A 14,830-nucleotide genomic window follows, 5' to 3' on the forward strand; every position below is an offset into this window, starting at 1 on the left:
ATGGTCGTTTCCTACCTGCATACCAGGCGCGGGACTTTAAGAGGCGAGCTCGTGCGGGATGCTGACGCTGACACCGCAGCCACGCCCCGGTTCCGACTCGATGGTGAAGGTGCCGCCGAGCTTCTCCACGCGTCGGCGCGCGTTGGCGATCCCCACGCTGTCGTCGTTAGTTGGTGCGGTGGGGTCGAAGCCGATGCCGTTGTCGACGCAGTCGAGCAGAATCTCGTCGGGCTGGTAGGTCAGGGTGACACGGCAACGCGTGGCGTGTGCATGCTTGACGACGTTCGCCAAGCTCGCCTGGGCCACCCTGATGATGGTTGCTTCGACGGTGGCCGGCAGCCGCGTGGGTGTGCCGTCGACGCAGAAGCTGACAGCATCGCCCAGCACCGTGGAGGAGCAGACTTTCTCCAACGCACCGGATAGGTCTGCGCCTTCGAGGGGAGCCGGCTGAAGTGCTGCGATGATGCGCCGGGTCTCGGCGAGATTGTCGGCCGCAACCTTGCGGGCGAGCTGTAGCGAATCCACCGAGGTCTGGTCATGCTGAGTGGGAGCACTTTTCATGCGGGACTCCACCGAATGCAGCAGCAGCTGGATGGAGGAAAGCCCCTGCGCCACGGTGTCATGAATATCGGCTGCGAGGCGTGCGCGTTCGTCCAGCTCACCGGCACGACGGGACAGTGCTTCCGAGTGGGCGCGGGCAGCTGAGAGCTCCTCCAGCGCCTTGGTCTTTTCGATAGTCTCCTTCTGCAGGAGCCGGAACCCCAGCCCCACCGTGAGTACAAACGTCCCACCCAGAATGGGGCCGAGGACACCACCAAATGTTAGCGGAGTATGGATAGCGATGGCGCCAATTGCCGTCGCCGTTGTCGCCGCCACCATGATTACGGCCATAAGGCCGCCGGTTACCTGCAAAATTACGAAAAACAGTGGGAAAACCAGGAACGAGGCGTCCAGCGTTGCAAACGCCAACGCCGCCCAGCACAGCAGCAGAATCACAAGCCAGCCCAACAGCAGGCCACGCGGCTTAGTCAGCGCGACCTCGTTGGCTACGTTGCCATGCCGAGCCCGACCAATCGGCCCGACCGAACCTGCGATGTACACCGCTAGAAAGCACGCCGCATAGGTGATGATTCGCCACTGCGGATCCGGAACCACGCATACCGCCAGCAGCACCAGCACCAAAACATCCAGGGCAAACCGCAGTAATTGCCAGCTGCGATTCAGGGTCTCAGGAGTATCCACGCTCTCGAGCTTAGGGCAGTTCCACCTGCCAAAACACCGCTGACAAGCCGGAATTGTCAACATCAACCGAAAGTTGGAGACGAAGTTCAACCTCCCTGGCGATTAAATCCGCCTTTGAATCCACGACCATAATGAGTATGTACCAGTCAATGAAAGAACTTCGAGCCGCTCCAGGCCGTGCCGCACTGATCACCATCACCGTCGGCATGATTGCTGTGATGGTCACGTTCCTCTCGGCTTTGGCTGCCGGACTGTCAGCCCAGTCCGTCTCCGCACTTGACGAGGTCTACGGCAAAAACGACGCCGTCGTCATCTCGGAGGGGGCTACGTCGCTGTCGTCGTCAAGCATCGGCGAGACGGCGCGAAAGAGCGTCCAGACGTGGGCGAACGATAACAACGCCACCATCCGCGATGTCTACGTCAGTCGTGCGCGCGTCGATGAAACGCCCGTCACCGTCATCTCCGACTTTTCGCTTAACGACGACCAGGTGGCCGTCACCGACGGTGTCAGTGAAACCGCCATTGCGGAAGGTGACTCGCTGACCCTGTCTGGCGCGATGGGCGAGCACGAGGCCACCGTTGCGCGCGTGGCGGGGGATAAGTGGTTGGACCACCAAGCGGTCATTTATGCCGGGCGCGGTGTGATGGAAGACCTGACACCGGGGCAGATGGTGCCGGCGGCGATGGTTGTCGACGAGTCTGCGACGCAGCTGCCGAATGTCCCGGAAGGAACAATTCTGCGCGACGGCGAGCGCAATAACCTGTCGGCTTCCTATCAGGGCGAGCAGACCTCGCTGAACGCGATGACCTCGATGCTGTATGTGATTTCTGCGCTGGTGGTAGGCGCGTTCTTCACAGTGTGGACTGTTCAACGACTGCGTGGTGTGGCCATTTCCTCGGCGCTCGGTGCGTCCCGCTCCGTGCTGGTGGCTGACTCTCTGGCGCAGGTCCTGGCCGTGCTGGCAATCGGAGTCGGCGGCGGTGTTGCGGTGACTGCAGCGGCGGGCTGGGCTCTGCAGAGCGGCGACGTCATGCCAATTGTGGTCGATGCTTCCACGACCGTCGTGCCGGGGCTCATTCTGGCCGTGACCGGCGTAGTTGGTGCGCTGCTGGCACTGGTGCCGGTATTCCGCGTCGATCCGACCACCGCATTGGCGAATGCGTAGTGGCTCGTTAGTACGGCCTAGCACGGCGGCTTCCCACAGAACACTCACATCGCGTTAATCATGCACAACCTGCAACTGAGGAATTGAGGAATTGAGGACAAAATGACTACCTACATCGACAACCAGGCTCCCGTGGCACTCGCTCTAAAGAACATCTCGCTGACCGTCCAAGATGGCGACAACAAACGCACCATTTTGGATGACATCTCGCTGAAGATCCGGGCAGGCGAGGTAGTGGGACTGGTCGGACCATCGGGTTCCGGCAAGTCGACTCTGTTGACCATCGCAGGTTGTTTGAAGAGTGCCGATACCGGACATGTCACGCTGTACTCCAACAAACAGGACGCGAACGGTGCAGGCGCGGACGAGAGTGCGGAAAGGAAGGCCATTGATTTGAGCGCTCGCGGCGCGGATGCTGCCAAGATTCGTCGCGAACACATCGGTATTGTTTTCCAGCAGCCGAATCTTCTGCCAGCGCTGACGGTTAAGCAGCAGCTCATCGCAATGCGGCGACTGGGCCGTGTTTTCGGGTGGCCCGCGGGTGGCCGTCGTGAAGCGGAGAAGCGCGCGGATGAGCTGCTAGAGGCAGTCGGACTGGCTGGGCTGGGAGAACGTCGCGTGAGCCAGCTTTCCGGTGGTCAGCAGGCGCGCGTCAATGTTGCGCGCGCACTGATGAATGAGCCGGAAGTGCTGCTAGTCGACGAACCGACCGCGGCTTTGGATCAGAAGAGTGCAGGGGCGGTGACGCGACTGATTATGGATGTGACGCGGAAGATGGGTGTGGCCACCCTGTACATCACCCACGACCTGGGGCAGCTCCACGGTGCCGACCGAATCGTGGAGATGGTTGACGGCAAGCTGCAGTCCGCGGATGCAGGCTTGGTGGCTACTCGGTAGTGACTATGGGGGAGGAGGCGGCATCGAAAAGGCTGGGTCAGATAACCACGCCGCCGGAAAGGCTCACATTTTTGGCCTTTAACCCCAGAAATTACGGGCTGCAAATGTGAAACTGTGTGAGTTTATGACACTTTCGGGCTATTTTTCGGGCGGTAGGTTCAGGCGGTGAATGCATCACCACTTTCGACCAGGAGAAGTAGTGAAGCAAACCCGCCGAACGAAATACAGTGCCATCAAACCCATTGCGCTTCAACACATCGCCAACGGGGCATCAGCAAGCGCAGTTGGACGTGAGTTAGGGATACCCTCACCAACTGTCAGGCGGTGGGCGCGACAAGCCGGAATTGCGATTCAGCACCAATCGCACTGCCCGAAGGTCTCGATGATGCATAAGCATCGCGTGATCTACGAGATGCTTATGGCCGGCTCATATAGTGTTGCCGAGATTGCCGCGCAGGCTGGGGTGTGCACAACCACGGTGTATAACCGGCGGGCTAGTTTAACCACTATGAATACCCGCAGTCGGATAACACCTGGTGATGTATCTCGTGTTGGCGCTGGTCGGCGGCTAGGGCTGACGGAACGCTTACTTATTGCCGATTGCCTGCGGGCAGGTCATTCGCACCGGCGTATCGCCCAGATAGTCTGTCGTAGTCAATCCACTATCAGTCGTGAAATCGCACGCAACAGCGTCGATGGTATCTACGATGCCTATCACGCTGATCAGGCCAGCCGCGGGCGTCTTGCTCGTCCAAAGCCGCGCAAACTCGATGACAATCGATTTTTGCGCGCCCAGGTTGTCAATCTGCTCAACCGTGGCGCCTCGCCGCGTCAGGCCAGTGGCAGGTTGGCTGCACTGTGGGGTGATAATACGTCCATGACTATTAGCCACGAGTCGATTTACCAGGCCCTTTACGTACAAGGGGCAGGCAGCTTGCGCAAAGAACTTGTGTTTGAAAAGTCCTGCCGGACTACCCGGCCAGGGCGTAAACCCCGCTCGCTTCTCGCAGGGGTGCCCAAGCCACGTGGAAAACGCTGGACTCATGATGCCAATATTTCACTTCGCCCAGCCGAAGCCAATGATCGTGCGGTACCCGGTCATTGGGAAGGCGATTTGATTATTGGCGCAGATGGCACCAGTGCTTTAGCGACGTTGGTGGAACGCCGCAGCAGGTTTGTGCTGCTCGGCAGGCTCGGCACTGACCATACTGCCGCCAGTGTCAATGAGGTGATGGTACGGATGATTCGTCGGCTCAAAGAGTCGATGGACACCACGATTTCGACGTTGACCTGGGATCAGGGAGTGGAGTTTGCCAAACACACGGAGTTTTCTGTCGCGGAGAATATCCAGGTGTTTTTCGCCGATCCGCATTCGCCGTGGCAGCGAGGTAGCAATGAGCGGATGAACCGGGATATCCGGTTTTATTTCCCCAAAGGCACCAACTTTACCGATGTCACCGACCAAGAGGTCGCCGAGGCGGAAGCATTGCTGAATAACCGGCCGCGAGTAGTACTCGACGGGTTAACTCCTCGGGAGGTAATCTCTGGTGTTATCCATGATGCAATGACCGCCTGACCCTACCAGGCCATTTTTGTCATAAACGCAGTCAGTAACTTGGATTGGCCCGCCGCCGCCAACCATAAAGGGTTAAGTAGCAAAAAGTGTGTCTGACTTTCAGCATTACTGCTGATTAGGCTGGGTAAATCGGGCGGATATAAGCATCAAGACCTTATATCCGCCCGATTAGTGTTCAATCCACCGGAATGGCACCCGCATGTGCTAATCGGGGGTTGGTGTGCTTTCCGGGTGAGTAAAAACAGACCACGATGCCCGATATGCGCTGGGCAAATGAAGAAAAACGGAACCACTTCTAAAGGCACAACCAGGTGGCGATGCAAGGACCCGAACTGCGGCAGTTCCACGACACGAACCCGCACCGACCGCACGCAGACCCGCGACTTTAAAGCCTTCGTCTCTTATGCCACCTCCACAGCAACGTTGTCTGAACTCGCCCAGCAACAAGGGGTAAGCCGTTGGACACTTGACCGCCGATTCAAACCGTTCTGGCTCATCGACATCCCCAACGACGGTGACCCACAGCGCATCTACGACCAGATCTTCATCGACGGTACCTACACCGCCGCCGGATGCTTGCTCGTCGCAGCCAGCCACGACCACGTCATCGCATGGCACTGGACCAAACACGAAACCGCCCACGCCTACACGCAGCTACTCCGCAAAATCGCTGAGCCGCTCTGCGTCGTCCTCGACGGCGGACAAGGCGCACTTACTGCGATTAAAGCCTGCTGGCCGAACGCGATAATCCAACGATGCCTCGTCCATGCGCAACGCGTCATCCGCCGCTACACCACATCACGACCACGCACCGACGCCGGCAAAGCCATCTACGCCCTGGCGTTGAAACTGACCCGTATCACCACACTCGACCAGGCACGGGAGTGGACGCTGCGTCTGCACGACTTCGGACAGGTATTCAAAGCATTCCTCAACGAGAAAACGCCCGTGTCAAAAGAGCGCCGCACACTCAACAACCAGTGGGAATGGACCCATCTGCGAGTTCGCAAGGCATACAACTCCCTGCTGCACCTCTCACGGAAAGGATGGCTGTTTACCTACCTGCAGCCACCACCAGAAGCACTCGAACCACAGCGCTGGGCATCAACAACCAACAGTCTGGAAGGCGGCGTCAACGCCCAGCTCAAACGCATCGCCGACGCGCATCGCGGCAGGTCCGGGGAGCGCCAACGAAAAATGCTCGAGTGGTACCTGCACTCGAAAACGCAGCTGCCTGACGACCCGCTAAAGATCGCCAGGCAGTGCAATTTCGGCCAAGATCAACTCGCCAAAGTCAACGATCTTGTCGAAGAAGACCACAACAAAGCCGACCATGAAACAGGCCGACCAGCCTTCTACGACAACGCTATCCCAACCGAATACCAACACAACATAGGAATCCGGAAAGGGCCCATGAGATAAAAAGGGCCCACCCGGCGACACACCGAGCGGACACACTTTTTGCTACTTAACCCACCATAAACGCAGTTGCTAAGGCGGAAACACAAAAACCCTCGGCCCGGAAAAACCTGGCCGAGGGTTCTACTTGGGGTGACTGACGGGACTCGAACCCGCGACACCCAGGATCACAACCTGGTGCTCTACCAACTGAACTACAGTCACCATTACCGCATTAAAGGAGCTGTATTCTCAGCTCATCTCTGCAGCGAACTATATGGTAGCCCACAGTGGGCTGGAAACAAAAACAGCAGGTCAACCCGGATAAATTTGGGAAAGGGTGGGGTTTGGGTCGTCGTAAAGCGAGCTAGCCGCGAATCTCACCGTACTTTTCCGTCGATTCCTTGCTTGCGGCAGAAATAGCGTCGCCTTCGGGGCCGGGGTGGGGCAGAAGCATGGCGCGGCGGTAGTAGTCCAGCTCGCGGATCGACTCCTTGATATCTGCAAGAGCTCGGTGAGCGAGACCCTTTTCTGGAGCGCCCTTGAGGACCTGGGGGTACCAGCGGCGGGCAAGTTCCTTGAAGGAAGAGACATCAATCATGCGGTAGTGCAGGTGCTGGTCGAGCTCTGGCATGTAGCGGTGGATGAACTTGCGGTCGGAGGCAATCGAGTTGCCTGCCAGTGGGGCGGTGCGCGGCTCGGGAACCCACTGACGGATGTAGTCCAAAACAGCCTGTTCGGCGTCGGCGACATTAGTCTTGCTGTCGCGAATTTCCTGATCCAGGCCGGACTTCGCATGCATCTTGGTGACGAAATCATCCATCTGCGCCAATTCGGTCTCGGACGCGTGCACGACGATGTCCACGCCTTCCCCGAGGACGTTGAGGTTGGCATCGGTGACGAGAGCCGCGATTTCGACAATGACGTGGCGCTCGGGTTCGAGGCCCGTCATCTCACAGTCAATCCACACGATGCGGTCGAGCTCAGGGGAGAGCTTGAGATCGGGATCGGGCTGAGCCATGATTTCACCTTTCGCTGAGATTCGGCATGATTCGGCAGTGCGCCTCATTTTGTGCCCGGACTGGGCTGTGGGCACACGCTGACTACGCCCAGCTTAGCGATGTGGATTGTGCTGTGGTCGGGCGTGTGGATTGCCGTGTGGTTTGTGGAGCGAATTGTGGGGGAAACGAAATTAACTGGAACGAAAGATCTTAGAATTGGGCAACGGGGCATGAACTAAATCGACCTATTTGCCTGATAAAATTACTTCTGAGTTCGGATTCCAACGGGAGAAATAGTTACATGGATGAGACGAGGCGTGTTGGCGACGCTGCTCAAAGCACCACCGCGGCACAGAAACCATCCGTCGATGATGTCATCATTGCCGCTGCGCGCGAAAGCGTAATGACTGTGGGCTTGCGTAGGACTTCGATTGCAGAAATTGCTCGCAAGGCAGGAGTTTCGCGTCCGACCGTATATCGTCGATACGCTGACATTGGTGAGCTTCTGGGGGAAGTGACCAACCGCGAAATCCTGCACATGCTTGAGGGGCTCCGCTATGTCCCTGGCGATTCGCGCGCTCGCATGTTGCTGCGTATTCGAATCGTCGTTCAACGCATCATCGAAAGTGACTTTTTCCCTGGCCTGGTCAAGACAGATCCCGACCGTGTCTTAGAAGCGCTCACTGGAGAGATGAGCGATACACAGCTGGAAATTGTGGAGAAATTCATTCTCCCCGGTGTCCGTCACGGGCAGGAAGACGGCACTATTCGCGAGCACGATCCATATCTGCTGGCGCGCAACATTTACCGTCTGATTCAGACGATGGTGCTGGTGTGGCGCCCGGATGGCAAGGACGCGACGCTAGACAAGGAATCTGTCGAAGAGGTCGTCGACATGGTTGACCGCTACTTGCGCCCGGATCCTGCGGATAACAAGAAGAACTAAGAAGTAAAAACCCGCCTGCATCTGGTATAAAACCAGTTCAGGCGGGTTATTTTTGCGCCCCCAGAAGGATTCGAACCCACCTGGAAAACCCCAACTACCTGTATGAACAGGGCAAATAGGCGCCACCCCACGACATTCCCACGACACCTGAACTAGAAAGCGACGGGCAGATTTAACCTACCTGGCTATCACCAAGCAGATTCGATACCTTATGCGACAGTATCGAGGTTGTCTTCCTTGAGTTCTACGTAGATATCTAGGCTCATTGCGGCAGAGTGGTGGCCGGGCTGGCGCTGTTCAATCCTTGGGTTAGCGCCGCTGCCTTTCGTCAGTCCCCCGCAGGCCGTGCGGCATCACATACGCGTTCCGTATTCCTTCATCACCCGCTCAAGATCTCAGTAATACCAATCCGGCTCACTCGGCGTCGGCAACGGGTCACCATCAATCGCAAGCCACAGAAACGCATCCGGAAACTCATCCTTCAAATGTGGCTTTAGCCTCCGCGTGATCCGCTTCGGCGCCGCCACCATCAGCTGCTCATAGATCTTCGGCGTGCCGGTAATGACCTCTCACCGAACTGTCACGGCGCTTCGCTCCACATGCATACGACCGCGCAGAACAAAAACGTCACGTACTCGCAGTACCGTCACCTTGCTCTACTACAGTCCGGCGGTTGCCAGAAGCGAGATGGGCTCAGCGCGCTTGGAGTCTTTGTCTAGTTTCTTGACCCGCTCAGCGGCCAGGTACATCTTGGCAGCTTCCGGTTTGCTCGGCAGGCCCACACCACGGCCAGCGCCATTTCACCGGCTGCGACATCGAGAACTTTTTGCAGACAGCTATGAGCTTTCCTCACCGTGGCCGCCCCAACGCTGAAAGTTGACGGCAGGTTTTGCACATCCGAGCGTTTAATCTGGCCAAACTGCTAAACCTCAGTACGGCTCCACATGAACACGCGACGCGTTCATCTCTTGCGGAAGCCTTGATCTGGCTGGGTAGTGCCGTCTGGTGCGCGGTAGTGGTCCTTCGGCACTGAGCCTTTTTGCTTTCTGTATTGTTCACGCTTGCCGAGGGCAGTGGGATGGTTCTTGAGGTGCGTCCGTTCGCTACGTAGTTGATCCGTGCGCGGACTGATGTCACTACTGGGGCTCAGTCTGTTACGCGCCAGGGTTCGCAGGCGGAGTCTGCATCGGTCATGTTGGGGCGCGTTAGGTGGTGTCCTTTGCGTAGTTTTTCTGGTGTGGGTAAAATGAGGTTGAAACCGGCGATAAGTCCTCCAGGGGAGGACTTCCCACCCTGATAGGTGAGATAGCCGGTTTCAGCATGTCTAAGGCATTCCCCAGGGCGTGAAAGTACTAGCAAGAGTTGGCTCGATACACGGCTTGTACCAAGAGCATTTTTTGCCTTCAAGATGTCGCTGCACTGCCCATAATCCGTAATCAGCAACTTGGAGCCCCCAGGCTGATTGTGATGTCCATACACACAAGGTGATGTTTCGTTTAATTTGTTGGCAGACGTCGTGGACCGCCTCGAATGCGGCCTTTCGAATTCCTTTGGTTCCGAACTCGGCCACGATTACGAAAAGCTCATCCTCAGGTCGGGATACCTGTAGTGCAATCTCCTTTAAGTGCAGGTACCACGCCATCTTGTATAAACGCATAGGTCCTGCTTGCTTAACAGATTCGTAAGCGTTGGATTTGTAGAGAAAGGTTGTGTCGAACCGTGGCGCTTGTCTTTTGATTTCTTGAAACATTTCATTGCGGGTCCGCGCGGAATCATCGACAGCGTGGAAGCCCCTAGTGAGCTTCATATTTTGTTTTGCGCACTGAGCCCTTAGATGAAGCCCCTGGAGCAGATTGTCGCCGTGATGATCTGTGCTGAAGGTTGCGGTGCCGAAACCGAAGTATGTTGAGGCGCCACCACCCTGGGGGTTAGGTGTTCCTGTGTAGTCGAGGTTTCCTGTTTCGTCAGCGTAAAGATAGACACGTTTTGCCAATGGGATCTCACCTTGTTGAGCGCACTATTTGTTTCCGTCGATACTGCGGGGGCGTAGGAGTGGGGCGCTCCCTGATGCTGTATCGGATTGAGCGCCTCTTCCCATTACCGTTAATCCTCAAGCAAACCCAATTCACGAGCATCAGACGGCTTAAAATTCCGCATCTGCTCGTCATCCCAATTCTGCTCCCGGTACTTATTCCACAGCCACCCACTGCATGACCCGTCACCCGCAGCGTCAATCTCCAGGTTCTCTCCGCCGATAGCCTCGGCGCCCTCCAGATGCAGCATCCCCTTCATCGCAGCCTTGTAATCTGCATGCGAGTAATCATCTTTGTTAGTAAGGATCTCTGTAAACACCTGCTGTGCTGCCGCGTCATCCTTAAGTGCCCGGCTGCATAGAAGAGATGCGTATGCATCGCGTTCGTCTTCAGCGCTTGCCCATTCGTCAGTGCCACAGGCGCTGACGAGAATCGTGGTTAATAATGCGCCTGCGAGGAATTTCTTATTCATGTGAATCGTCATTCTAGATAAGGGAAGGGGGGGGGGAGAGAGACGGCCTTACTTTTCGTGGACATATACATCGAGCACTTTGTATCCGTCGGAGCCGAATACGATGATGTTTGGACATTCAAACGTCATCCGCACCGGTGTCCCGAATCCATTTGGGAAGTCAGCTTCACCAGTTACACGAACAGCGTGGTTGGAATTTTCTACAGGAGAATGTTCCACGTCGTAGTCAACGATTCTCGCGCCCCCAGGGTATTTAGCGCGGTTGATGACCTGCTCCTTGCAATCATCAACTGAGGCGTCGATATCACCGGCGATGCGCTTTGCCTCGTATAACACCACACCGAAAAATACGAGGGCGAGAACGATTAGCACCGTCAGTAAGATGAACCACCAGCGCTTATAGAACGGCTTCCTTGCGGCGGCTTGCGTAGTGCGGTCTTCGAAAGTCATTGCGTTTCCTTTGTTTATTGAGAGCGCCAGCGGGCTTGGCCGTCCGGGCCGGCGGAGCAGGTCATAGGTGTGCCGTTCTTACTGACTCCTGTTCCTCCTCCTGAACAGTAAGCGCCTGGGGTTACGTAGTATTCTTGCTGTTCAGGAGCCGGCGCGGCGGGAGCCGGAGCTGGTTCTGGTGTCGCCGCCGGCTGCTGCGCCATCATCTGGGAGGCGCACTGCTGCGTCCAGCCGCTTGAACCGTCGGTGAAGAATGTTGTCCCGGTCTCATGCAAAGCGGGGTCGCCGCAGGATGCCACGGTTTTGTTCATTTCAGATGGTTCTGCTTGGCCTGGGGCTTCGGTATACCCGGTTGGGCGTGCGGACGTGGACTCACCTCCACGGGGCGAAGAGGTAGGTTCGGTGGTGTGCTCGAGGGTGGGGTTGGGGCTGTTCTTTGGGCTTGATGATTCAGACGGAGAATCAGTGGTGGATTCAGTGGACGTGGTGCTTGACGGCGAGGGCGTTGATGTCGAGCTGGTCGACATGTTGCTGCTTGATGGGGAGGGGTCGTTGTTTGATCCGCAGGCAGCGGCGAACGGAATTGCAACACAGGCTGCGATGATGAGGACTCGTTTGGCGGTGTGGGCGGCCATCGCATGATTCCTTTCTTGGCGTTCTTTATGACTGCCCTTATTCTGCGTTAAGGTGAATGGTTTTCAATCTTTGACCACACGACGGGGGTAAATTTGACCTCAAAACCTAGTGTAAAACACCCCCGATACGTCGCCCGCCGCATGTTCGTGTTCTCTCGAGCAGTTCTCGCCACACTGGCAGTAGCTGAGTGGCGACATCAAATTCCCGGGCTATGGCCCCAGTGGCTGGTTCGTAGATTGCTTCCGCTGCAGCGTACTTGGTATGGGAGATGAGTAGCCCGGCAGCTATCTGGGCTGCGGAATATTCTGCTCTGGTGTCGAATGCGGGTTACCAGAGCGGGGTGCTTGAGCCAGTTCACGGGCTCGGATGTAGCGCCGGTTTGCGGCACCAAGTGTGGGAGATTCGCAGGCGCTACCGACAGCCAGGAATCCACCGACCGAGAACTAATGAAGAGCCGTTGCCCCGCTGGTTTGAGCTGTTCGGGATTTCCGAACAGCTGGCCGGTGGGGCACCTTTTTCATGCCCAAAATCCGCTGCATTTCCGCTGCATTTAAACCAACAAGAGCCAATCTGAGCCTACATTAGCGGGGGTAGTTAGATAGGGTAAACCCCCGCCTGAACTCGTAAAACACCAGTTCAAGACGGGGGTAGAAAACGCGCCCCCAGAAGGATTCGAACCCTCGACCAATCGGGTAGAAGCCGACTGCTCTGTCCACTGAGCTATGGAGGCTAGCTAAGAAAAGCATTGTAGCGTCTCTAATGTAGCCAATCACAACCGGTTCTGTTCTAGGGACTTTGGTCGCTAAGCTTAGGGCTATGACTGCCACGACCAAGGCCGAGACCTCTCCGCCTGTTAGCAAGGATAAGAAAGTCCGTAAATCTGCTGGTTGGTACGTTGTTTTTGTACTTATCGGCGGCGTTCTAGCTGGTTTGCTCTCGATGGCGTTCAACATGGATTCGCGCGCCACGTTGGGTATTCCCGATCCCGGCACAATCACCACCTTCGGGTTCCCGTTCGCGAAGGCGGCCGGTGAGCTGCTCGCATGCCTCGGTGTCGGTTCGTTTATGCTCGCCGCTTTCGGTACGAAGCAGCGTGCCGACGGCACTTTAGGCCTTGACGGCTACACGGCATCCCGCACGGGTATGTGGGCCATGCTCGGCTGGGGCCTCATGGCCTTGATGGAGATTCCGCTGGTGCTCTCCGATGTGTCGGGCCAGCCGCTGTCGACGACGATTCAGCTGAGTAACTGGGCTGTGTCGTTGGAGCAGACCAAGGAGGGCTTGGCGTGGCTGTGGGTAGCTATTTTTGCGGGCATTGTGGCGCTTGGTTCATCGCTGACTCGTAAGTGGATTTGGCAGCCGGTGTTCTTCGCCATCAGCTTGGTGTCGATGATGCCGCTGGCGGTTGTAAGCCACAATGCCTCCGGTGGTGCCCATGACTACGGCACTAACTCCTACATCTGGCACTTGACCTTCACTGTGTTTTGGGTCGGCGGTTTGATGGCGCTGGTTGGCCACGCGCGTCGTCGCGGTGAATGGATGCCAGAGGTAGTGAAGCGCTATTCTTTCGTGGCGTTGGTGGCTTTCATCGCCATGTCTGCCTCCGGCTTCATTAACGCAGCCATCAACATTGACTGGTCTGACCTGGTCAGCAACAACTACGGCATCATGGTGCTGGTCAAGGCCGTTCTCACTATCTTGCTGGGCCTATGCGGCTATGTGCACCGCAAGATCACCATTCCGGAGATTGAGCGCGCTCAGTCGAATCGTCCATTCTGGCGTCTGGCCATTGTCGAGGTCATCATCATGGCGCTGACAATCGGCGTTGCCGTAGCTCTGGGCCGTACTCCGCCGCCACCGAATTTCTCTGAGCAGGCCGGCGGTGAGGGCCTGCCGTCGATTACGCAGATGCAGGTCAAGCTCGGTTACAACCTGGAGATCCCATTCGGTTGGGAGGCCATGTTCACGCAGTGGCGCTTTGACATCTTCTTCGGCTCTGCCGCCATCATTGCCGCGTGGATTTACTTGTACTGGCTCTACTTGCTGAAGAAGCGCGGCGGTACCTGGCCGCTGTCCAACACCCTGTGGTGGCTCGCCGGCTGTGCCACGCTGCTGTTTACTTCGTGCAGCGCGCTGGGCGTGTACATGCCGGCTCTGTTCTCGGTTCACATGATCGCCCACATGCTTTACTCCATGGGCATTCCGGTCATGCTGGTCCTGGGCGGTCCAGTTACGCTCGCGCTGCGTGCGCTGAAGCCGGCCGGCCGCGATGGTCTGCCTGGTATTCGTGAGTGGCTGGTGGTCTTCATCAACAACCCGGTGTCGCGTTTCCTCACGCACCCGGTTGTGGCAACGGTGCAGTTCGTCGCGGGCTTTTACCTGCTCTACATGACACCGATTTACGACTTCCTGGCTGATGAGCACGCGGGCCACGTGTTCATGAACATCCACTTCTTGATCTCCGGTTACATCTTCTACTGGGTCATTATCGGTGTCGATGCTGCACCACAGCAGATTGAGCCGTCGGTCAAGCTGGTCACGCTGATGGGGTCGTTGCCGTTCCACGCTTGGTTCGGTATTTCGCTGATGCAGTCGCAGCAGGTGCTTGCCGAGACCTACTACGCCAGCCTGGATCTCCCTTGGGCAGTGAATCTCCTGGAAGATCAGAACGTTGGTGGTGCCGTCGCGTGGGCTGCCGGTGAGGTTCCGCTCTACATCGTCACCGTTGCGCTGTTTGTACAGTGGCGGCGTTCCGATGAAAAGGATGCAGCCCGCTACGACCGCGTCGCAGACCGCAACAATGATGAGGAGTTGGCCGCTTACAACGAAATGCTCGCTCGCATGAGCCAGCAGGTCGGTGTTGGTGGCGAGGATGAGCGCGATTACTACACCTCGGAGGTTGACGCGCAGCATCCGGTGCACATGGATAATCCGATCGATGCCTCGAAGAGGCGCGGAAGGTAGCGTCGTTAAGCTGATTTTGCATGCTTGACGACGAGGATTGCCGCGACTT

Annotated in this window: 11 protein-coding genes, 2 tRNA genes and 1 pseudogene; 6 read left to right on the forward strand and 8 right to left on the reverse strand. The window is 57.1% G+C overall.

The window, feature by feature from the left end; all coding sequences use genetic code 11:
- Positions 1 to 36: 36 nt before the first annotated feature.
- Complete coding sequence (locus EGX79_03350; protein AYX81302.1) at positions 37 to 1,305, reverse strand: sensor histidine kinase; 1,269 nt, start codon at positions 1,303 to 1,305, stop codon at positions 37 to 39.
- Positions 1,306 to 1,391: 86 nt separating this feature from the next.
- Between EGX79_03350 and EGX79_03355 the strand changes: the two genes are divergently transcribed.
- The 4 genes from EGX79_03355 (at position 1,392) to EGX79_03370 (ending at position 6,303) form a co-directional block, all read left to right on the forward strand.
- A complete protein-coding gene (locus tag EGX79_03355; GenBank protein ID AYX81303.1) occupies positions 1,392 to 2,408 on the forward strand; it encodes an ABC transporter permease in 1,017 nt (338 codons plus the stop codon).
- Positions 2,409 to 2,510: 102 nt separating this feature from the next.
- A complete protein-coding gene (locus EGX79_03360) occupies positions 2,511 to 3,305 on the forward strand; it encodes an ABC transporter ATP-binding protein (GenBank protein ID AYX81304.1) in 795 nt (264 codons plus the stop codon).
- Positions 3,306 to 3,504: 199 nt separating this feature from the next.
- Positions 3,505 to 4,881, forward strand: a complete 1,377-nt coding sequence (locus EGX79_03365; GenBank protein ID AYX81305.1) for an IS30 family transposase — start codon at positions 3,505 to 3,507, stop codon at positions 4,879 to 4,881.
- A 171-nt stretch (positions 4,882 to 5,052) separates the two neighbouring features.
- Positions 5,053 to 6,303, forward strand: a complete 1,251-nt coding sequence (locus EGX79_03370; GenBank protein ID AYX81306.1) for an IS1249 family transposase — start codon at positions 5,053 to 5,055, stop codon at positions 6,301 to 6,303.
- A gap of 125 nt (positions 6,304 to 6,428) precedes the next feature.
- Here the strand turns inward: EGX79_03370 and EGX79_03375 are convergent.
- A tRNA-His gene (locus EGX79_03375) sits at positions 6,429 to 6,504 on the reverse strand.
- A 142-nt stretch (positions 6,505 to 6,646) separates the two neighbouring features.
- Entirely contained in the window at positions 6,647 to 7,300 is a 654-nt protein-coding gene (locus EGX79_03380) for an oligoribonuclease (protein AYX81307.1), read from the reverse strand.
- Positions 7,301 to 7,581: 281 nt separating this feature from the next.
- Here EGX79_03380 and EGX79_03385 point away from each other — a divergent pair, with 281 nt between their 5' ends.
- Positions 7,582 to 8,226: a TetR/AcrR family transcriptional regulator gene (locus tag EGX79_03385; protein ID AYX81308.1), complete on the forward strand. Its 645-nt coding sequence runs from the start codon at positions 7,582 to 7,584 to the stop codon at positions 8,224 to 8,226.
- Positions 8,227 to 9,550: 1,324 nt separating this feature from the next.
- Here EGX79_03385 and EGX79_03390 read toward each other — a convergent pair.
- The 5 genes and pseudogenes from EGX79_03390 to EGX79_03410 all read right to left on the reverse strand — a co-directional run bounded on the left by EGX79_03390 (position 9,551) and on the right by EGX79_03410 (position 12,547).
- Entirely contained in the window at positions 9,551 to 10,219 is a 669-nt protein-coding gene (locus EGX79_03390) for a hypothetical protein (GenBank protein AYX81309.1), read from the reverse strand.
- 110 nt (positions 10,220 to 10,329) lie between these two features.
- On the reverse strand, positions 10,330 to 10,731 hold the full coding sequence (locus EGX79_03395; GenBank protein ID AYX81310.1) for a hypothetical protein: 402 nt from the start codon (positions 10,729 to 10,731) through the stop codon (positions 10,330 to 10,332).
- 48 nt (positions 10,732 to 10,779) lie between these two features.
- On the reverse strand, positions 10,780 to 11,181 hold the full coding sequence (locus EGX79_03400) for a hypothetical protein (protein AYX81311.1): 402 nt from the start codon (positions 11,179 to 11,181) through the stop codon (positions 10,780 to 10,782).
- A 158-nt stretch (positions 11,182 to 11,339) separates the two neighbouring features.
- Positions 11,340 to 11,531, reverse strand: a pseudogene (locus tag EGX79_03405) (hypothetical protein).
- Between the two features lie 943 nt (positions 11,532 to 12,474).
- A tRNA-Arg gene (locus EGX79_03410) sits at positions 12,475 to 12,547 on the reverse strand.
- Between the two features lie 86 nt (positions 12,548 to 12,633).
- Here EGX79_03410 and EGX79_03415 point away from each other — a divergent pair.
- Positions 12,634 to 14,781, forward strand: coding sequence for a copper resistance protein CopD (locus EGX79_03415; GenBank protein ID AYX81312.1), 2,148 nt, complete (start codon positions 12,634 to 12,636; stop codon positions 14,779 to 14,781).
- Positions 14,782 to 14,830 lie beyond the last annotated feature (49 nt).

It is taken from the genome of Corynebacterium jeikeium, assembly GCA_003955985.1.
GTDB lineage: Bacteria > Actinomycetota > Actinomycetes > Mycobacteriales > Mycobacteriaceae > Corynebacterium > Corynebacterium jeikeium_D.